Raw genomic sequence first — 19,130 nt, 5'->3', positions numbered from 1 at the left:
CAGCGGGGTGCGGCACCAGCCCTCGGACGACACCTCCGGACCGGACCCCGACATAGTAGAGGGAACAGTCCCCCACGCCTCACCTGTCACACGGTTCCGGGGTGCTCTGGATGTCCTCGTGCAGGTGGACGACGAGCCACCGACCGTCGGAACGGACACGTCTCAGGACCGCGGTGTTGCGGGCCAACTCCGGCGGGCCCGCACGGAATTCGACCCGTAGCCAGTAGCGGGCCACCGCCAAGTCCCCGAAGACGTCGACGACTTGGCCGTACGCGGTGAGTCCGGTCTCGGCGGGCCCGTCGCCGGAGGTGGGTCGGGCGTCCCGGACGCGGTTCAACTCCGTTCTGCCGCAGATGAGTTCGCGGGTCGCCGAGTCCCAGATGGTGGCCTGGGGATCGAGGAAGGCGTCGATGCGCGCACGGTCACCCGCGGTGTAGCCCGCGTACATGCCCGTGATCACCGTCCACACCTCGGCCAGGTCGGCGGGCGCGCCACCCGGTCGGGCACCGCTGTCGGCTGCGGGCGGGGCGGAACGGGGCGGTGGAGCGGTCATGGAGGTTCCTTGGGTGGGGTGTTCGTGCCGGGTCAAGGGAGTACGACCAGGTCCCGGGACGTGCGGTTGAGGCGCTCGCCGCCCTCCTCGGTGCAGATCACGATGTCCTCGATCCGCGCTCCGTGACGGCCGGGCAGATAGATGCCGGGTTCCACGGAGAAGGCCATGCCCGGTGCGAGCGGGAGCGGGTTGCCGGTCACGATGTAGGGCTCCTCGTGGCTCTCCAGGCCGATGCCGTGTCCGGTGCGGTGGATGAAGTGCGGACCGTATCCGGCATCGGTGATCAAGTCCCGTCCCACAGCGTCGAGTTGACCGGCCGTGATACCCGGCCGGACGGCGTCGGTCTGGGCCCGTTGGGCGCTCAGCAGCACGTCGTGCAGGCGGCGGAAGTCGGCGGGTGGCTCGCCCACCGCGTACACCCGGGTGGAGTCGGAGCAGTAGCCGTCGAGGGTCGTGCCGCCGATGTCGACCACCACCGGATCACCGGGGCGGATCGTCCGGTCGGAGAGTTCGTGGTGCGGGCTGGCGCTGTTCGGGCCGGAGCCGACGATGACGAAGTCGACCCGGACGTGCCCCTCGGCGACGATCGCGTCCGCGATGTCCCGGCCGACCTCGCGCTCGGTGCGTCCGGCCCGCAGCCACTCCCCCATGCGGGCGTGCACCCGGTCGATGGCGGCGCCGGCCCGGCGCAGCGCGGCCGCCTCCTGCGGGGTCTTGCGCATCCGCAGCCCGTTCAACACTTCTCCGGCCAACTCCTGCCGGGCATCGGGCAGTTGGGTGCGGAAGGCGAGGGTCTTCTCCGCCCACATACGGTTGTCGACGCCGACACGGGCGGTTCCCGCGGGCAGTCGGCCCGCGACAAGGGCGTAGGGGTCGTCGGTCTCGCCCCAGCCCGTGATCTCGATGCCCAGGTCACCGGCCGGGGATGCCTTGGCCGCGAGTTCCTCTAACGCCGGTACGAGGAGGAAGGGTTCGCCGTCGGCCGGCAGGACCAGGCAGGTCAGCCGTTCCAGCGGCTTGGCGTCGTAGCCGGTCAGGTAGCGCAGGTCCGCGCCGGGCGAGATCAGCAGCGCGTCCAGACCGGCTCGGGCCGTGGCCTCCCGGGCGCGGTGGAGGCGGTCGGCCGGGTAGAGGTTCGCGAGCGGTTCGGCGGGGTGGTGGGCATGGTCGTCGTCGGGCATCGGTTCTCCGTGAAGTGGCAGGGGGATCAGGTGAGTTGCTTACCTCCCGGGCGAACCGTCCGGCCGGGAACGGCGTCGCCCTCGGACGGACCGTCCGGCCCGGCTCAGGCCGCGTACAACCGGCACGCCACGCCCCCGGCGATCAACTGCGGCTCCTCGCGGTCGCAGCCGTCGAAGGCCTGCGGGCAGCGCGGGTGGAAGCGGCAGCCGCTCGGCGGGGCGGCGGGGTCGGGTACGTCGCCGGGGAGTTCGGCCGGCAGCACGCCCGCGCCGTCCGGCTTCGGTACGGCGGCCAGCAGCGCGCGGGTGTAGGGGTGGCGCGGGTCGGCCCAGACCTCGGCGGTGGGACCGGTCTCCACGATCCGCCCCAGGTACATCACGGCGATCCGGTCCGCGATCAGCCGTACGACGGACAGGTCGTGGCTGATGAACAGCAGCCCGGCGCCGGACTCGACGGCCAACGACCGCATCAGCGTGGCCACTTGGAGCTGCGCGGAGGCGTCGAGCGCGGAGATCGGTTCGTCGCCGACGAGCAGCCTGGGGCGGGCGGCGAGTGCGCGGGCGATGGCGATGCGCTGGCGTTGGCCGCCGGAGAACTCCTGCGGGTAGCGCTCGGCGGCACTCGCCGGCAGCCCGACCCGGGTCAACAGGTCCTCCGGGGTGGTGAGTTCGGCCGCCGACTCGCCTCGCCCGGCCGCCGTACGGATGCCGTCGGCGATCTGCGAACCCACCCGGCGACGGGGGTTGAGGGAACCGTACGGATCCTGGAAGACCATCTGGATGCCGGTCAGGGCGAGTTCGCGGCGGCGCACCCGCAACGGCCGTACCGGGGTGCCGTCGTAGGTGATCCGGCCTTCCGCGGGTGCGGTGAGGCCGCAGACCGCGCGGGCCAGGGTGGACTTGCCGCAGCCCGACTCGCCCACCAGGCCCACGACTTCGCCCGCCCGCACCTGGAGGCTGACCCCGGCGACGGCACGGGTGGGCGGTGCGCCCGGCCGGTGGTACTGGACGACGAGGTCGTCGACCGAGAGCAGGGGGGCCGTCAGGTCGGGGGTCATACGGTGCTCCTTCCGGGGAGCGCGTCCAGGAGCGTGCGGGTGTAGTCGTGTTGCGGGTCGGTGAGGACCCGGCCCCGCGGACCCGTCTCGACGACCAGGCCGTGGCGCATCACGCTCACCTCGTCGGCGATCGCGGACATCACGCCCAGGTCGTGGGTGACCAGCAGCACGGCGAGGCCGAGGTCGTCGCAGAGGCCGCGCAGCAGCCGCAGCACACCGGCCTGCACGGTCACGTCGAGCGCGGTGGTCGGCTCGTCGGCGATCAGGACCTTCGGTTCGCAGGCCAGCGCGATGGCGATGGCGATGCGCTGGCGCATGCCGCCGGAGAACTGGTGCGGGTAACGGCCCAGCGCCTCACGGGGGTTGGGGATGCGGACCTGCGTCAGCAGGTCGGCGGCGCGCTCCTTCGCGGCCTTGCGGTTCAGTTTCAGGTGGTGGCGCAGGTGGTCGGTGAGCTGGTGTCCGATGCTGAGCATGGGGTGCAGGCTGGTGGACGGGTCCTGGAACACCATGCTCACCGACCGCCCGCGCAGCGCGGCCAGTTGGCGGGCCGGCAGGGTCAGGAGGTCGGTGCCCTCGAACGCGATCCGCCCCTCGGTGCGGGCGCCCGGCGGCAGCAGGCCGAGCACGGCAAGCCCGGTCATGGTCTTGCCCGAGCCGCTCTCCCCCGCGAGCCCGTGGATACGGCCGGGCTGGAGCGCGAGGTCGACGCCGCCGAGGATGCGGGCGCCGCCCAGGTCGAGGGTGAGGTCGCTGATCCTCAGTACGTCCACGGAGTCGCCGTCCGTCATGCCACACGCTCCTTCTCCGCGCCGATCGTGCGGGCGGTGCCCGGGTCGAGGGCGTCCCGGAGGGTGTCGCCGAGGAAGTTGAAGGCGAGGACGACGGTGAGGATGGCCAGGCCGGGGAAGACCCCGATCCACCACTTGTCGAACTGCTGCGTGCCGTCCGCCACCATCGCGCCCCACTCGGCGGTCGGCGGTTTGGCGCCGAGCCCGAGGAAGGACAGCCCGGACAGCAGCAGCGTCGCGGTACCGATGTCGAGGGTGGCCAGGACCAGGAGCGGCCCGAGCACGTTGGGCAGGATGTCGACGCGCAGCGAACGCCAGGCGGAGAACCCCAACAGCCGTCCGCTGAGCACGAATTCACGGTTCCTGAGGCCCATGACCAGGCCCCGGGTGACGCGTGCGTACGACGGCCAGGACACGACCAGGACGGCCAGTACCGCGTTCTGCAGGCTGGCGCCGAGCGCGGCGGCGACCACCATCGCCAGGATGACGGTGGGGAAGGCGAACACCAGGTCCGCGATCCGCATCACGGTCTCGTCCACCCACCGCCCGAAGAACCCGGCGCAGGCCCCCAGCACCCCGCCGACCAGCAGCGACATGGCCACCAACAGCAGGGCGAGCGGGATGGAGACCCGGGCGCCGTACAGCACCCGGCTCAGTACGTCCCGGCCCAGCTCGTCGGTGCCGAACCAGTGTCCGGCGCCGGGGGCGGTCAGCCGGGGCAGGTTCTGCGCGAGGGGGTCGTGCGGGGCGAGCAGCGGCGCGGCGACGACGATGACCAGCCAGAACACCGCGACCAGGCCGCCGGTCACCGCGAGCGGTCGGCGCCAGGCGGGCGGCAGCCGTCGTAGGAGAGAGAACTTCACTGGACCCTCACCCTCGGGTCGATCACGCCGTACAGGACGTCCACGGCGAGGTTGACGGTCAGGTACACCAGGCCGACGACGAGGCCGACGCCCATGACGGCGGGGAGGTCGAGGGTGGTCGCGCTGCGGTAGGCGTAGGCGCCGAGGCCCGGCCAGGCGAAGATCGACTCGACCAGGACGGTGCCCGAGAGGAGGGCGCCGAAGGCCAGTCCGGCGACGGTGATGACGGGGACGAGAGCTGCCCGCAGGACGTACTGGAAGAGGACCGTGCGGGCGGGGAGGCCCTTGGCGCGGGCCGCGCGGACGTAGTCCTGGTTGAGGACCTCCAGGACGGCGGAGCGGGTGAAGCGGGTGAGCAGGCCGACCGTGTAGGCCGTCAACACCAGTGCGGGGAGGGCGAGATGGCCCACCGCGCTCCAGAACACCGGCCACTGTCCGGCGAGTGCCGCGTCGACCGTGTACAGGCCGGTGACGTGCGGGGGCGCGGTCATGCCGGGGTCGAGGCGGCCGCTGCCCGGGGCCCAGCCGAGGCGGTAGAAGAAGACGTAGAAGGCGAGCAGGGCCAGCCAGAACGTCGGTACCGAGACTCCCAACAGGCTGACGACGCGCAGGAGTTGGTCGGTGAGGCGGTCCCGGCGCAGTGCCGCCACGACGCCGAAGGCCACGCCCACGACCAGGGAGACGACGATCGCGGCGCCGGCGAGTTCCAGGGTGGCGGGGACGGCCGTCGACAGGTCGGTGAGGACTGACTGGTGGCTCTGCTGGGACTCGCCGAGGTCGCCGTGGAGGAGGTTGCCGAGGTAGGTGACGTACTGGACCGGCAGCGGCTTGTCGAGGCCGTAGTGGTGGCGGAACTGGGCGACGATCGCCGGGTCGCCGATCGCCCGCTGGCCGAGGTTGGCCGCCGCGGGGTCGCCCGGGACCAGGTTGGTCAGGATGAACGTCACCAGGGTCACGCCGAGGGCGAGGAGGACGGCGGTGGCGGTTCGGCGGAGGAGGAAACGGGCGAGGGGGTGGCGGGCGAGGAGACGGCGGGGGCGGAGGGTCGCCGGGCGGCCGGCGCGAAGGCTGTCGCCGTCACCGCCGCCCGCGTCCTCGCGGCCCTCGCCCTTCCCGCCCGCTGCCTTACTTGGCGCCCAGCGCGGCGACATCGATCGTCCACACGGGGTTGTAGGCGATGCCGGTCACGGACGCGGCGGAGACGGTGTTGCGGCTGGGCTGCATCAGCGGGATGAAGGGGCCGGAGGCGTTCATACGGGTCTGGATCTGCTCGTACAGGGTCTTGCGGGCGTCGTCGCCGATCGTCGTGGCGGCCTTGTCGCCGAGCGCGGTGAGGGTGGGGTCGGCGCCGGCCTTCCAGCCCGCGCGGAGGCCGACGAGGTCGCCGGGCAGGAAGGTGAGGTAGTCGCTGGGGTCCGGGTAGTCCGGGCCCCAGTACCAGAGGCCCAACTGCTCTTTTCCGTTGCGGTAGTTGTCGAGTTCGGTGGTGGTCGGCGCGGGGGCGAGCGTGACGGTGATGCCGACCTCCTTCAGCTGGGCCTGGACCCGTTCGGCGAGGGTCTGGAGGGACAGCCCGTCGACCGTCAGGTCGCTGGCGTAGCCGAGGGTCACGGACGGCTTGGCGATACCGCTCGCCTTCAGGGCCGCCTTCGCGCCGGCGAGGTCGCGGCCCGCGGCCTGCGAGGCCGGCAGCGCGCCGAGGAAGGTCGACGGGATGATCCCGGCGGGCTGGACGGACCCGGTGCCGGCGAGCGAGAGCAGGCTCTTGTAGTCGATGCCCTTGCGCACCGCCTCCGCGAACTTGGCGTTGGCCGTCGTACTGCTGACCTTGGTGTTCCGGTTGAGCAGCAGGAAGATCACGTCCGAGGACGCGCCACTGTCCACCTTGAGTCCGCCACCGAGTCCGCTGACCTGGTCGGAGGTGAGGTCGAGGGCGATCTGGCTGTCGCCGCGCTGGACGTTCAGCTTCTGGGTGGGGGCCTGGACGTTGCGGATGACGATCTTGTCGTAGGCCGGCTTGTCGGAGCCGGTGTACTTCGGGTTCTTGGTGAGGACGACCTGGGTGTTCGTGTTGAACGAGGTGAGGGTGTACGGGCCGGAGCCGGCCGACGTGGTGTTGAGGTACTTCTCCGCCGCGTCCGTCGCGGTCGCCGAGCCGCCGTGGGCCTGGACCGTCTTCGCGCTGAGGATGCCGAGCGCGGGGTTGGGGAGGATGAAGGGCAGCGCCGGGTTCGCCTTCTTCGAGGTCAGGGTGACGGTGGACGCGTCGGTCTTGGTGACCGTGACGCCGTCGAGCAGGAACGACGGGTTGCCCTTGAGCGCGATCACCCGGTTCAGCGAGAAGACGACGTCGTCGGCGGTGACCACGCTGCCGTCCGCGAACTTGGCGCCCGTACGCAGGTGCAGGGTGAGCGTCTTGCCGTCCGCCGACTGCTCGTACGAGGAGGCCAGGCCCGGCACCGGCTTGGTGACGTCGGAGCCCTTGAAGGACAGCAGCGTCTCGTAGAGCGCCTTGTCCACGATCTGCCCGGTCGGCTCGAACTCACGGCCCGGGTCGGCGGTCTTCAGGTTGAACGACGTGTCGACGACCAGGGTCTTGCCGGCCGGGGAACCGGTGGCGCCCGTACCTCCGGAGCAGGCGCTCAGGGCGAGCGCCGCGACCGCGACGAGAGGGAGAGCCACCGGGTACGACCCGGCACTGAATCTGGGCATGCGTGCCTCCGTGGGCAAGACAGAGCAGGGTGGAGCGGAAGAAGGCCGTGCGGGTGCGGGCGGATGCCGGGAGGGGACCTGGACGATTCGCCGTTAGGGTTGGCTGAAACTAACCAGGACTCTCGGCGGACGGGACCAGCGCGAGACGAAATGCAACGGAGAGGCGCGAACATGGAAGATCTGTCGACCCCGGAGACCCCGGGCGAGCGCCGCTCTGGACGGATCGGCATCGGTCTTGCCCTGGATTCGGTGCATTTCAAGATCCTCGACGTACTGCGCACCCAGGGCCGTATTTCCGTCGCGGCCCTCGCGGAGCGTGTCGGCGTCTCCCGCGCGAACGCCTACACCCGCCTCGAAGCCCTCCGCGCCGACGGCGTCATCAGCGGCTTCAGCGCCCGCGTCGACCACAACCGGGTCGGCCTGGAGATCTGCGCCCTGATCTTCGTCACGGTCCGCCAGGAACTGTGGAAACAGTTCCGCACGGCGCTCGCCCAGATGCCGGAGGTGGAGTACTGCGCCGTCACCACCGGCGAGCACGACGCCATGATCCAGATCCGGGTGGCCGACGTCACCGCCGTCCACCGTCTGGTCACCGACCGCCTCTCCACCATCCCCGCGGTCCGCGCGACCGAGACCGTGATCATCCTCGACGAGGTGCTCCGCCGCCCCTACGTCCTGCCGGCCGCGTCCCGCTCCACCGAATCCGCGCCCGGCACCTCCCAAGACGCCCCCGGAACAAGCCAGTTCGGCATGACCCGGTTCATCCGCGCGGCCGAGGGGCGGGCCGACCTGCACCGCGGTTCGGAGCCGGAGGACTGACGGGGGCGGCCGGCTCGTTTCCGGGGCCACGGTCACCGGCAGCGCACACCGTCTGTCCTTCCGCCTCGTGGGCGAGGAGGCCGCGCCGCGTTCGGCCCGGGGCATTGTCAGTGGTGGGAGGCAGGATGAGAGGCATGACAACTCCTGCAGCTGTGATCGTGGATGCCGCCGCCTACGCGCAGGCGGTCGAGGACGCGGTGAAGGCGTCGGCCGCCTACTACGCCGCCGGCACCTCCGCGCTGGACGACGACTCCTACGACCGGCTGGTGCGCGGCATCGCCGCCTGGGAGGCCGAGAATCCCGACCAGGTGCTGCCCGACTCCCCGACCGGGAAGGTGGCCGGCGGCGCGGTCGAGGGCGATGTCCCGCACACGGTGGCGATGCTGAGCCTGGACAACGTGTTCTCGCCGGAGGAGTTCACCACCTGGACGGCGTCGGTGGCGCGAAGAATCGACCACGAGGTCACGCGGTTCAGCGTGGAGCCGAAGCTGGACGGCCTGGCGATCGCCGCGCGCTACACCCGCGGTCGCCTCACCCGGCTCATCACCCGCGGCGACGGCACGGCCGGGGAGGACGTCTCCCACGCGATCGGCACCATCGAGGGCCTGCCGCAGGAGCTGGCCGAGCCGGTCACCGTGGAGGTGCGTGGCGAAGTCCTCATGACCACCGCCCAGTTCGAGCACGGCAACGAGGTCCGCACCGCGCACGGCGGCCAGCCGTTCGCCAACCCGCGCGGCGCCTCCGCGGGCACCCTGCGCGCCAAGGAGCGCGCCTATACGGTTCCGATGACGTTCTTCGGCTACGGCCTGCTGCCCCTCGCCGACACCGGGACCGAGCTGGCGGCGCGGCTGGCCGAGCTCGCGCACAGCGAGCTGATGACCCAGGCCGCCGCCTACGGGGTCAACACCACGGCCACCACCGACGTGCCCGGCATCACCGCCGACACGGTCGAGGAGGTGCTGGCCCGGGTGCAGGAGATCGCGGCGCTGCGCGCCCAACTCCCGTTCGGGATCGACGGGATCGTCATCAAGGCCGACCTCGCCGCCGACCAGCGGGCCGCCGGGTCGGGATCGCGGGCCCCGCGCTGGGCGATCGCCTACAAGCTGCCGGCCGTGGAGAAGATCACCCGGCTGCTGGAGGTGGAGTGGAACGTGGGCCGCACCGGCATCATCGCCCCGCGCGCGGTCCTGGAGCCGGTCGAGATCGACGGCGCCACCATCACCTACGCGACCCTCCACAACCCGGGCGACATCACCCGCCGGGACCTGCGCCTGGGCGACCATGTCATGGTCCACCGCGCCGGTGACGTGATCCCGCGCATCGAGGCCCCGGTGGCGCACCTGCGCACCGGCGAGGAACAGCCGATCGTGTTCCCCGAGGTGTGTCCGCGCTGCGGCTCCGGCATCGACACCAGCGAACTGCGCTGGCGCTGCGAACAGGGCCGCAACTGCCACCTGGTCGCCGCCCTCTCCTACGCCACGGGCCGCGACCAGCTCGACATCGAGGGCCTGGGTCACACCCGCGTCGTCCAGCTCGTCGACGCCGGTCTGGTCGCCGATCTCGCCGACCTGTTCGCCCTCACCCGCGAGCAGCTCCTGGGTCTGGAGCGGATGGGCGAGACCAGCACCGACAACCTCCTCGCCGCGATCGTCACGGCCAAGGGTCAGCCCCTGTCACGGGTGCTGTGCGCGCTCGGGGTGCGCGGCACCGGCCGCTCCATGTCCCGTCGTATCGCGCGCTTCTTCGCGACCATGGACGAGATCCGGGCCGCCGACGCGGAGTCGATGCAGCGGGTCGAGGGCATCGGCACGGAGAAGGCCCCCTCGATCGTCGCCGAACTCACCGAGCTGGCCCCGCTGATCGACAAACTCGTCGCCGCCGGGGTCAACATGACCGAGCCGGGCGCGACCCCGCCCGCGCCCCCGACGGACGACGCCGCGGCCGACGGCACGGAAGCCGGGGGCACGGCCGGCGACGGGCCGCTGGCCGGGATGACGGTGGTCGTCACCGGCGCGATGACCGGCCCCCTGGAAAAGCTCAGCCGCAACCAGATGAACGAACTCGTCGAGCGCGCCGGTGGCCGTTCCTCCTCCAGCGTCTCCAAGAAGACCACCCTGGTCGTGGCCGGCGAGAACGCGGGATCGAAGCGGGCCAAGGCCGAGACACTCGGTATCCGTCTCGCCACCCCCGACGAGTTCGCGACGCTGATCGCCGGCTACCTCAACTGAAGCGCCGCGTACGGGGTGTTCCGCAGCTCACAGTCGTCGCCGGGGCATGGGCGGGAACAACTGGGCCGGGTTGCCCGTTCTTCTGTACGTGGCTGCGGAGGGGACAGTGTCCCCGGGCCTCACCTATAGCCCATGGGGACGATCGTCCGGCTGAAGCCCCATGGAGCCCCTCGCCGAGAGGCGACCGCCCTCCGCACGCCACCACGCACGGCCCCGGCTGGTCTCCCCCGTCCAGCCGGGGTCTCTTTCACTCCCAGGAGCGGCCTCGCGCACTCCGCGGCAGGGGCAGAATGGACGCCACACAGCCGCTGCGGATGGGGAGTTCATGGACACGCGTACGTTCGACGCGCTGACGGAGTCGATGAAGAGCGCGTACGTCGCGGGTCTCAGCGAGGGCGTCGCGCCCCGCCCGGTCATCATGCCGCTGGTGCGCGGCGAGTTGGTCGGCCTGATCTGGCTGCGCCCGGTCACGTCCGGCGAGGACGCGCTCACGGCGATCGCGTCGCTGTCGAACATCGCCGCGGCGGCGAACGCCGACGAGATCGTGCTCGCCTGGGAGACCCGGGACGTGGCCACCACCTGCGGACTCCCCGCCGACGGCCCGTCCCCCTGCCTCAACATGGTGCACGCCACTAAGGACGGCCACACGCTCCACCAATTCCCTTACACCGAGGGCACCTTGACCGCCACCCCCGAGGGCTCACCGTCGATCGAACCCCACTGGCAGCCGGCCCCGGCTCCCCAGCCCGACGCCAAACTGGTACCCCCCGTCCAGGCGGCCGTCGACTACGCCTTCACTCCCCTCGAACTGGACCACCCCTCCCCGTTCGGCGTCACCGTCGTCCTGATGGAAGAGGACGGATACAACCTGCGCCTGACGGAGGCGTTCGCCTTCTGAACGGCCGAGCCGACGTGACCGTCCGCGACACAACACCCGCGGACGCCACCGCCGTCTACCGTCTCCTGACCGGATTCGCGACGAGCCACCGGCCCGACCGCACGGTCTTCGACGACGTCACGTTCCCCCGGATCATCGAGGCCGCCGCGGCCGGCAGAGCCGAGTTCCTGCTAGCCGAGCACGACTCGCGCGTGATCGGCTACCTCCTCGCGCTGCGCCTGCCCACCCTCTTCGCTGGCGGAACGGTCCTCGAACTGCTGGAACTCACGGTCGACGCCGCCGTACGCGGCCGAGGCACGGGCTCCGCGCTGATCCGCGCCGCGCAGTCACGGGCCCGGGCGGCGAAGGACATCGAGGTGACCGTGCCGACCCGCAGGGCGGCCGACTTCTACCGCGGCCTGGGATTCCACGAGACCGCCGCCTACCTCAAGTGGTCCACCACGTGATCGGAATCCGCACCCCCGACCCTCGGCCGATATTCGACTGCCGTTACAGACACGACACAGTTCACGGAACAGACGCTCCGCACACCCGCACCGGGCCTACGCTGTGCCCGTGACCAGTGTCGACGTCGCCGCCGGACCCGCCGCAGAGAGCGGGCCCGAGCCGCGCACCCAGTCCCTGATGCTGACCTTCTTCGGTGTTCACGTACTGGGGCGGCCCGTCGCCGTGTCGTCGGGCAGTGTGATCGCCGCGCTCGGGCGGGTGGGGAGCACCGAGGAGGCGGTGCGGACCACCCTGAACCGCATGGTCAAGCGCGAACTGCTGGAGCGTCGCCGCCAGGGCCGCAAGACGTACTTCGCGCTGACGCCGCACGCCGTCCAGGTGCTGACGGACGGCAGGGACCGTATCTGGCAGACCGGTGCGGTGAACCGGGACTGGGACGGCCGTTGGACGATGGTGGGCTTCTCGCTGCCCGAGGCGTGGAGCCGCGAACGGCACGATCTGCGCTCCCGTCTGATCTGGGCGGGCTTCGGGCCCCTGCAGAACGGCCTGTGGGTGGCCCCGGCACCGGTCGACGTCCGGGAGATGGTGGCGGGGCTCGGCCTGGAGCCGTATCTGCGGGTGTTCCGGGCGGAGGTGGAGTCGCCGACCGACGTCCGTGAGGTGCTGGAGCAGGCCTTCGACGTGCCGGCCATCGGCGCTCGGTACCGGGCGTTCCTGGACCGCTGGGACCGCACCGACCCCCTGCCCGCGGCAACCTCCGGCGACGACCTCGCTGGTCAACTCCTCCTGCACACCGACTGGTTGGATCTCGTACGACGGGACCCGCATCTGCCCGCCGAGCACCTCCCCGGAGACTGGCCCGCCGCGCACGCGGAGACCGTCTTCCGCGGCCTGGCCAGCCGCTGGGAGCGACCGGCGGCCCACGCGGCCACACGCCTGCTGGACACCCTGACGCTCGACTGATCCGCGCCGCCCCGCGGAGCCCCTCTCGTCCGCACCCGGCCCCCGCACGCCCCCATGCGGATTCGTCTGCCTCATTATTGGTCACTCTATTGACGGCCATGAAAAAAGAGCCCTACATTCGCACCGCTCTTCCAACTCGCGCTCGTCCCATTCGCACGTCCACCCCGCACGCTCCCCCACTCGGTCCCCACTCGACTCGCGGAGCCGCCGCCATGCCCCGACCCCGTTTCTCGACCCTCGCCACCGCCTGCGCGACCGCCCTCGTGACCGCCCTGATCGGTCCGGCGGCCGGCGCCCACGCCACCACCGCCGGCCACTACTCCGGCACGCTGACCGACGGTGCCACCTGGATCGCGGACACACCCGAGCAGTGGAACGGCACCCTGCTGCTGTTCAGCCACGGCTTCGGACCGACCACCGCCGCCGACGCCCCGTCGCCCGCCGTGAACAAGGCCCTGCTGGACGCCGGTTACGCCCTCGCCGGGTCCTCCTACGACCCCAACGGCTCGATGTGGGCGCTGGATTCGGCCGAGCGGGACCAGTTCGCCACCCTCACCGCCTTCCGCCGGCAGGTCGGCACACCGACCCGGGTCATCTCGGTGGGCCAGTCCATGGGCGGCCTCGTCAACGCGCGGATCGCCCGGGACGGCGCGGGCCGCGTCGACGGCGCGCTCGGCCTGTGCGGCCTGGTCGCGGGCGGTGTCGACCTGGACAACTACCAACTGGACGCCGAGTACACCCTGGCCACGTTCTTCGATCCCGCCGACGCCGACGCCCTGGTGGACCTCGACGGCCAGGCCGACGGCGCCGCCCTCGCCGGCCGGCTCACGACGGCCGTGGAGACGGCGCAGCAGACCGCGGCCGGACGCGCCCGGATCGCCCTGGCCGCCGCCTACCTCAATCTGGCCGACTGGGCCCCGGGTCAACTGCCGCCCGCGCGTGGCGACTTCGCGGGCCAGGAGCAGCAGCAGTACGCATGGCTGGCGCAGGGCCTGCTCAGTTTCATCATCCCGGCGCGCTGGTCGGTGGAGCAGTCCGCGGGCGGCAACACGTCGTGGAACAAGGGTGTCGACTACGCCGGGCTGCTGCGCGAGTCCGCGCACGCCAAGCAGGTCGAGGCGCTCTACCGTGACGCGGGGCTCGACCTGCGCAGCGATCTGAACCGGCTCACCCGCGGTGCGGACATCACCGCCGACCCGGCCGCGCTGGCCCGGCTGAACCGCACCTCAACTGCCGGACAGGGACTGGCCGTTCCGCTGCTGGACCTCCACACCACCGCCGACCAGCTGGTGCCGGTGGAACAGGAGTCGGCGTTCGCCGGGCGGGTGCGCGCGGCCGGAGACTCCCGGCTCCTGCGACAGGCCTACGTGTCCCGCCAGAGCCACTGCAACTTCACCACCGCCGAAGTCGTCGCCGGTCTGCACGCCGTGGAACACCGGTTGGACACCCGGCACTGGGGCGACTCCACCACGGCCGCCCAACTCCAGCGCGGCGCAGACGAGTTGGGCCTCGACGGCGCAGCCTTCACCGACTACCGGCCGAGCCGTCTGACCGGTACCCGCTGATCCAGAAACACCCTCTCCCCGTCCCCAGCCCGCGCGCCACAGGAGCCCTCCGTGTCAATGACGACAGAACCCTCCACCAGGTCCGCCACCGGCCCCGGTCTGACCACCGGCACCCTGGTCGCCGGTCTCCTCGCCGTCTGCCTCGCCCAGATAGGCCTGGCCATACCGGCCACGCTCAACGGGCTGTTCCAGTCCGACCTGCACCCGGTGGGCTCCCAACTCACCTGGATCTCCGACGCGTTCCTGCTCCCGGTCGCCGTACTGGAGCTGACCTTCGGTCTGCTCGGCGACCTCTTCGGCCGTAAGCGGCTGCTGGTCGGCGGTGCCGCGCTGCTGGCGGTGGGCGAGTTGGTCAGCGCCACCTCCTCCGGCGTCCACCAGCTCTGGGCCGGGCAGGCCCTCGCGGGCCTCGGCGCCGCCGCCCTGTTCCCGACCTCGCTGGCCATCCTGGCCGCCGGCACCACCTCGCCCGCACAGCGCGCCCGGGTCATCGCGATGTGGGCGGCCCTTCTCTCCACCGGTGGTTTCATCGCCCCGCTGCTCGGCGGGGTCACCGCCACCTACGGCTCGTGGCGCTGGTCGTTCGTCGTGGTCACCGCCATAGCTGTGGCGAGCGTCGCGGTGAGCGCCCTGTTCGTAGTCAACTCCAGCGCGCCCGAGGGCCGTTCACTCGACATAGCGGGCCAGGTGACCATCGGCCTGGGCCTGTTCGCCCTCCTCTACGCCATCATCCAGGGCCCGACGGACGGCTGGGCCTCGCCCTCGATCGTCATCGCCTTCGTGCTGGCGGCCGTGTTCCTCGCCGCCTTCGTCCTGGCCGAGAAGCGTGCCAAGTCCCCGCTCCTGAGCCTCGATCTGTTCAGCAACCGTGCCTTCGCGGTGGCCTCGGTCGTGGCCGTGGTGGGCATGTTCGCCTTCCTCGGAACCGCCTACTCCGTCAGCATCCGGCTCGGCCCGGTGCAGGACCAGGCCCCGATGCGGACGGGCCTCGCGTTCGTTCTGCTCAACGGCATCACGCTGGCGATGCTGCCCGTGACCGAACGGCTGCTGCGAGCGGTCGCACCGGGTCTACTGCTGGGCTCGGGGCTGCTGTTGATCGCGGCGGGCGACTACTGGGCGGCCACGCTGCCGATCACCGACACCGCCTTCACCTCGCTGATCGTGCCGCTCGGTCTCGTCGGCCTGGGCTTCTCGGTCACCGTCACCTCGATCACGGCGACGGCCGTCAACACCGTGCCGACCCACCTGGCCGGCATGGCGAGCGCCACCACCAACCTCCTCCGGGACTTCGGCTTCACCCTCGGCCCGGCCGTCATCGGCGCCGTCGCCCTGAGCCGCGCGGCCAGTGACTTCTCCGACTCGCTGCACGGCTCCGCCCTGCCGCAGGCACTGAAGGGCGCGGGCACGGCCGTACTCGAAGAAGGCGGACCGCTCGCGGTGAACGGTGCCTCGGCGGCCTCGCCGAAGCTGGCCGACCTGCATCCGCTCGCCCTGGACGCCCTCGGACACGGCTACTCGATCGGCTTCGTGGTCTGCGGTACGGCCGCGCTGTGCTCCGCGCTGCTGGCTCTCGTCACGCTCCGGGGCCGTGCCGCTTCGGATGGCGACGCGGCCTCACATGGTGAGGCGGCCGCACGTGACGCTTCCGCGGCGAAGTCGTAGTCCGGTGAGGGAGGAGTCGTAGTCCGGCAGGAGTGAACTCCCCACGGTTCAGCGGCTCTTGCGGACCCTCGCCGCGGCGCGGGCCTCCGCCGCCTTGCGGGCCTCGGCGGTCTTGCGGGTCTCCTTGCCCGCCCGGCCCGGGCGGGTGCCCATGCCGCGGAAGGGGGCGTTGCCGCCGCTGGTCTTCGTCCCGGTCGGCGGGCGTTTGGCGCCGGTGATGGCGGTCAGCTTCTCCTCGCCGGAGCGGACCTGGGTGACGATCGGCCGGATACCGGCGTCGGACATCATCCGGTTCACGTCGCGCCGCTGGTTCGGGGTGACCAGGGTGACCACGCGCCCTGACTCGCCGGCGCGCGCCGTACGCCCGCTCCGGTGCAGGTAGTCCTTGGCGTCGGCGGGCGGGTCGACGTTGACGACGAGGTCGAGGGCGTCGATGTGGATGCCCCGTGCGGCGACGTTGGTGGCCACCAGCACGGTGATGTCGCCGTCCTTGAACTGGCCGAGGGTGTGCGTGCGTTGGGGCTGCGACTTGCCGCTGTGCAGGGCGGACGCCCGTACGCCGCTGGCCCGCAGGTGACGGGTGAACTGGTCGACGGCGGCCTTGGTGTCGAGGAACATCAGCACCCGGCCGTCCCGGGCGGCGATCTCGGTCGCCGTCGCGTACTTGTCGGCGCCGTGGATGTTCAGAACGTGGTGCTCCATCGTCGTGACGGAGCCCGACGCCCGGTCGACCGACGCGTGAACCGGGTCGTGCAGATGGTCCTTGACCAGCTGGTCGACGTCGCGGTCGAGCGTGGCCGAGAACAGCAGCCGCTGCCCGTCGGCGGGGATCTGCCCCAGGATCTCCGAGACCTGCGGCAGGAACCCCAGGTCGCACATCTGGTCCGCCTCGTCCAGGACGGTGATCCGCACGTGGTTCAGGAGGCAGTCCCGGCGGGACACCAGGTCGGTCAGCCGCCCCGGCGTCGCGACGACCAGCTCGACGCCGGTCCGCAGGAGCGCCTGCTGCCGGTTGATCGACAGCCCGCCGACCACCGTCGCCAGCCGCACGCCCAGCGTCTGCGCGTACGGCGCCAGCGCGTCGCTGACCTGCTGGGCGAGTTCGCGGGTCGGCACCAGGACCAGGGCGAGCGGCCGCTTCGGCTCCGCGCGCAGGCCCGAGATCCGCACCAGCAGCGCGAGACCGAAGGCCAGCGTCTTGCCGGAACCGGTCCGTGCCCGGCCGAGCACATCGCGCCCGGCCAGCGCGTCGGGCAGTGTCGCCGCCTGGATCGGGAACGGCTCCGTCACCCCGAGACCGGTCAACGTCTCGACCAGCTCGGACGGCAGCCCGAGCGCGCCGAAGGAAGCAGCCGACGGCTTCGCGTTCATGGGGAACCTTCCTGAGTCCGATGCCCGCAACGGCACCGGGGTCCGTACCCCTCGGTACGGACCCCGGCAGCGTCGAAGCGTCCACCCATTTTACCAGCGCGCCTCCGGCACGCCCGCCGCCGCGAGGCATGTGCGGGATCGCGGTCGGTGACCGCCTGCCCGCCAGTAGGCTGTGACAGCTGCGCCACCCCACCAACACCCCTTCCCTCAAAGGGACATGGCTTGCAGCAGTCGAGTCGTTCCACTGCGTGAGGATGAAGCAACAGGTGCTGATAGCGGGCCGGTACCGGCTGAACACCACCATCGGACGCGGCGCGATGGGCGAGGTCTGGCAGGCGTACGACGAGATGGGCGGCCGACCGGTGGCCGTCAAGCTCCTGCACTCCCAGAACTCCGAGCCCACCGCCACCGCCCGCTTCCGCCTGGAGGCCCAGACCGCGGGCCGGCTCAGCCACCCCCATGTGGTCGGCGTCCTCGACTTCGGTGAACAGGAGGGCCGTCTCTACCTGGTGATGGAGCTCGTCGGGGGAGACAGCCTCTCCCACGTGCTCGCCCAGGCGGGCTCGCTGCCGGCCGAGCACGTGGCCCACATCGCCGCCCAGTCGGCCGCGGGGCTCAGCGCGGCGCACGAACAGGGCATCGTGCACCGGGACATCAAGCCCGGCAACCTTCTCCTCGACGCCGACGGGTCCGTGAAGATCGCCGACTTCGGCATCGCGCACTTCATGAACGACCCGAGCGGCGCGCTCACCGCGACCGGCCAGATCGTCGGGACCAGCCTGTACATCGCCCCCGAGCGCGCCCTGGGCCAGCCCGCCGGGCCGCCGTCCGACGTCTACTCGCTCGGCTGCGTGCTCTACCAACTCCTCACCGGGCAGCCGCCGTTCCGCGCCGGCAGCCCCATCGCCGTCCTCCACCACCACCTCGACACGCCCCCGGTGCCGCCACGGGAACTCGGCGTCGGACTCCCGCCCGCCTTCGAGAACTATTTACTCGGTCTCCTCGCCAAGCGGCCCGAGGACCGGCCTACGGCGCGCCAGGTGGCCGAGTGGTTCGCCTCCGGCGCCTGGAGAGGGCGACCCGAGCCACTCCCGGCAGCCGCGCCGCGCCCCGAGCCGGAACCACGCGTGACCGCCTGGGATCCGATCGCGGAACCCAGGAGGAACCCGGCCCCCCGCTCCGCGCCTGGCTCCCGCTCCCTGCCCGGCTCCGGGTCGGTGACCACGTACGCCTTCCCGTCCGCCGTCGGCGGCAGCGGCACCGCGCCGGCCCACGGGACACGGCGCCGGCAACGAACGGGAGGCCGCGGTGTCGCCGTGAACCGGTCGAAGACGGTGGGTACCGTCGCCGCCGTGGTGGTGTTCCTCGCGGCGCTGCTGGTCGGGCTGGCCTGGTTCTCCCCCGACCACAGCTCGGCGGACACCTCACCGACGGATCCGCCCAGCAGCGCGGGTCCCTCCGCGGCTACGCCGTAGGCTCACGCCCCGTGCCAGGCGGGCCTTCCAACGGGCGTGCGAGCGGCGGCCGGTGAGGCGCCACAGGAGGCGGGCGGGCAGTGGCGCCTTGGCCAGAATCGCCCGCTGTTCCTCCGGAGTCGCTACCGCCATCAACGCGCTGAAGGCGCGCAGGAGATGCCTCTTCTCCAACTTCGCCAGGCTGATCTCGCCGAGTTCCTCCCACTCGGCGACGCTCAGATACTCGGCGGCCAACGGCAGGATGGTGCTCTCCTCCTCGTCCATGTGCGCGGTCAACACCGAACCCAATGCGGTGAGTTGAGCCGCCACCTGCTCACAGACGGGCGGCCGGGGGTCGGCGGCCAGCCCGTCCAGCGCGCTCCTCACCTCCGTGACCAGCTCTTCCAGGCGGTGGTGCTGCTCCTCCATGCGCGTGACCGCGTCGGCCCGCACCGCCGCCCGTGCCGCGAGCCGGGGCCAGAGGAACTCGTCCTCGCTGACGTGGTGGGCTTCCAGCCCCATGAGAAGGGCGTACGGATTCCCTGCGGCTGCGGTCGGTTCGGAT

The 19,130-nt window shown here is 71.7% G+C and carries 17 protein-coding genes; 8 read left to right on the top strand and 9 right to left on the bottom strand.

Annotation, left to right across the window (positions count from 1 at the left end; all coding sequences use genetic code 11):
* Nucleotides 1–79: 79 nt before the first annotated feature.
* The 7 genes from OG714_RS46495 to OG714_RS46465 form a co-directional block, all read right to left on the bottom strand.
* Nucleotides 80–553: a DUF4440 domain-containing protein gene (locus OG714_RS46495; protein ID WP_406130327.1), complete on the bottom strand. Its 474-nt coding sequence runs from the start codon at nucleotides 551–553 to the stop codon at nucleotides 80–82.
* A 32-nt stretch (nucleotides 554–585) separates the two neighbouring features.
* A complete protein-coding gene (locus OG714_RS46490; protein WP_406130325.1) occupies nucleotides 586–1,734 on the bottom strand; it encodes a M24 family metallopeptidase in 1,149 nt (382 codons plus the stop codon).
* Nucleotides 1,735–1,838: 104 nt separating this feature from the next.
* The gene (locus tag OG714_RS46485) at nucleotides 1,839–2,792 is read right to left on the bottom strand and encodes an oligopeptide/dipeptide ABC transporter ATP-binding protein (RefSeq protein ID WP_406130324.1); all 954 of its coding nucleotides are present in this window, start codon (nucleotides 2,790–2,792) and stop codon (nucleotides 1,839–1,841) included.
* Entirely contained in the window at nucleotides 2,789–3,583 is a 795-nt protein-coding gene (locus tag OG714_RS46480) for an ABC transporter ATP-binding protein (protein ID WP_406130322.1), read from the bottom strand. Before OG714_RS46480 ends, OG714_RS46485 begins: the two co-directional genes overlap by 4 nt.
* Nucleotides 3,580–4,446: an ABC transporter permease gene (locus OG714_RS46475; RefSeq protein WP_406130321.1), complete on the bottom strand. Its 867-nt coding sequence runs from the start codon at nucleotides 4,444–4,446 to the stop codon at nucleotides 3,580–3,582. The genes OG714_RS46480 and OG714_RS46475 overlap by 4 nt, the downstream gene beginning before the upstream one ends.
* Nucleotides 4,443–5,597, bottom strand: a complete 1,155-nt coding sequence (locus tag OG714_RS46470; protein WP_406130319.1) for an ABC transporter permease — start codon at nucleotides 5,595–5,597, stop codon at nucleotides 4,443–4,445. The genes OG714_RS46475 and OG714_RS46470 overlap by 4 nt, the downstream gene beginning before the upstream one ends.
* On the bottom strand, nucleotides 5,572–7,158 hold the full coding sequence (locus OG714_RS46465; protein ID WP_406130318.1) for an ABC transporter substrate-binding protein: 1,587 nt from the start codon (nucleotides 7,156–7,158) through the stop codon (nucleotides 5,572–5,574). Before OG714_RS46465 ends, OG714_RS46470 begins: the two co-directional genes overlap by 26 nt.
* A 171-nt stretch (nucleotides 7,159–7,329) precedes the next feature.
* On the opposite strand from OG714_RS46465, the gene OG714_RS46460 reads away from it, so the two are divergent.
* From OG714_RS46460 to OG714_RS46430, 7 genes are all read left to right on the top strand, one after another.
* Nucleotides 7,330–7,977 carry an Lrp/AsnC family transcriptional regulator gene (locus OG714_RS46460; protein ID WP_406130316.1) on the top strand — a complete coding sequence of 216 codons (648 nt, stop codon included), beginning with the start codon at nucleotides 7,330–7,332 and terminating at the stop codon, nucleotides 7,975–7,977.
* A 134-nt stretch (nucleotides 7,978–8,111) separates the two neighbouring features.
* A complete protein-coding gene (gene ligA / locus OG714_RS46455) occupies nucleotides 8,112–10,205 on the top strand; it encodes an NAD-dependent DNA ligase LigA (RefSeq protein WP_406130314.1) in 2,094 nt (697 codons plus the stop codon).
* Nucleotides 10,206–10,530: 325 nt separating this feature from the next.
* Nucleotides 10,531–11,103 carry a hypothetical protein gene (locus tag OG714_RS46450; RefSeq protein WP_406130313.1) on the top strand — a complete coding sequence of 191 codons (573 nt, stop codon included), beginning with the start codon at nucleotides 10,531–10,533 and terminating at the stop codon, nucleotides 11,101–11,103.
* A 14-nt stretch (nucleotides 11,104–11,117) separates the two neighbouring features.
* Nucleotides 11,118–11,549, top strand: a complete 432-nt coding sequence (locus tag OG714_RS46445) for a GNAT family N-acetyltransferase (RefSeq protein ID WP_406130312.1) — start codon at nucleotides 11,118–11,120, stop codon at nucleotides 11,547–11,549.
* Between the two features lie 103 nt (nucleotides 11,550–11,652).
* Entirely contained in the window at nucleotides 11,653–12,513 is an 861-nt protein-coding gene (locus OG714_RS46440; RefSeq protein WP_406130310.1) for a PaaX family transcriptional regulator C-terminal domain-containing protein, read from the top strand.
* A gap of 212 nt (nucleotides 12,514–12,725) precedes the next feature.
* Nucleotides 12,726–14,078, top strand: a complete 1,353-nt coding sequence (locus tag OG714_RS46435) for an alpha/beta hydrolase (protein WP_406130308.1) — start codon at nucleotides 12,726–12,728, stop codon at nucleotides 14,076–14,078.
* A 57-nt stretch (nucleotides 14,079–14,135) separates the two neighbouring features.
* Nucleotides 14,136–15,740, top strand: a complete 1,605-nt coding sequence (locus OG714_RS46430) for an MFS transporter (protein ID WP_406130307.1) — start codon at nucleotides 14,136–14,138, stop codon at nucleotides 15,738–15,740.
* A gap of 48 nt (nucleotides 15,741–15,788) precedes the next feature.
* Here the strand turns inward: OG714_RS46430 and OG714_RS46425 are convergent, their stop codons facing one another.
* The gene (locus OG714_RS46425) at nucleotides 15,789–17,111 is read right to left on the bottom strand and encodes a DEAD/DEAH box helicase (RefSeq protein ID WP_406130306.1); all 1,323 of its coding nucleotides are present in this window, start codon (nucleotides 17,109–17,111) and stop codon (nucleotides 15,789–15,791) included.
* A gap of 254 nt (nucleotides 17,112–17,365) precedes the next feature.
* On the opposite strand from OG714_RS46425, the gene OG714_RS46420 reads away from it, so the two are divergent.
* Entirely contained in the window at nucleotides 17,366–18,586 is a 1,221-nt protein-coding gene (locus OG714_RS46420) for a protein kinase domain-containing protein (protein WP_406130305.1), read from the top strand.
* Here the strand turns inward: OG714_RS46420 and OG714_RS46415 are convergent.
* A complete protein-coding gene (locus OG714_RS46415) occupies nucleotides 18,536–19,087 on the bottom strand; it encodes a hemerythrin domain-containing protein (RefSeq protein WP_406130303.1) in 552 nt (183 codons plus the stop codon). The genes OG714_RS46420 and OG714_RS46415 overlap by 51 nt on opposite strands.
* Between the last annotated feature and the right edge of the window lie 43 nt (nucleotides 19,088–19,130).

Source organism: Streptomyces sp. NBC_00989 (genome assembly GCF_045162655.1).
GTDB lineage: Bacteria > Actinomycetota > Actinomycetes > Streptomycetales > Streptomycetaceae > Streptomyces.
The sequence above is the reverse complement of the archived record's forward strand: the minus strand, read 5'-3'. Positions and strand labels throughout refer to the sequence as shown.

Coding starts and splice junctions, on each gene's coding strand:
- OG714_RS46465 (WP_406130318.1), bottom strand. CDS start 7,158: ATGCCCAGATTCAGTGCCGGGTCGTACCCGGTGGCTCTCCCTCTCGTC.
- OG714_RS46470 (WP_406130319.1), bottom strand. CDS start 5,597: ATGTCGCCGCGCTGGGCGCCAAGTAAGGCAGCGGGCGGGAAGGGCGAG.
- OG714_RS46490 (WP_406130325.1), bottom strand. CDS start 1,734: ATGCCCGACGACGACCATGCCCACCACCCCGCCGAACCGCTCGCGAAC.
- OG714_RS46425 (WP_406130306.1), bottom strand. CDS start 17,111: ATGAACGCGAAGCCGTCGGCTGCTTCCTTCGGCGCGCTCGGGCTGCCG.
- ligA (WP_406130314.1), top strand. CDS start 8,112: ATGACAACTCCTGCAGCTGTGATCGTGGATGCCGCCGCCTACGCGCAG.
- OG714_RS46435 (WP_406130308.1), top strand. CDS start 12,726: ATGCCCCGACCCCGTTTCTCGACCCTCGCCACCGCCTGCGCGACCGCC.
- OG714_RS46415 (WP_406130303.1), bottom strand. CDS start 19,087: ATGGGGCTGGAAGCCCACCACGTCAGCGAGGACGAGTTCCTCTGGCCC.
- OG714_RS46450 (WP_406130313.1), top strand. CDS start 10,531: ATGGACACGCGTACGTTCGACGCGCTGACGGAGTCGATGAAGAGCGCG.
- OG714_RS46485 (WP_406130324.1), bottom strand. CDS start 2,792: ATGACCCCCGACCTGACGGCCCCCCTGCTCTCGGTCGACGACCTCGTC.
- OG714_RS46480 (WP_406130322.1), bottom strand. CDS start 3,583: ATGACGGACGGCGACTCCGTGGACGTACTGAGGATCAGCGACCTCACC.
- OG714_RS46420 (WP_406130305.1), top strand. CDS start 17,366: ATGAAGCAACAGGTGCTGATAGCGGGCCGGTACCGGCTGAACACCACC.
- OG714_RS46495 (WP_406130327.1), bottom strand. CDS start 553: ATGACCGCTCCACCGCCCCGTTCCGCCCCGCCCGCAGCCGACAGCGGT.
- OG714_RS46430 (WP_406130307.1), top strand. CDS start 14,136: ATGACGACAGAACCCTCCACCAGGTCCGCCACCGGCCCCGGTCTGACC.
- OG714_RS46460 (WP_406130316.1), top strand. CDS start 7,330: ATGGAAGATCTGTCGACCCCGGAGACCCCGGGCGAGCGCCGCTCTGGA.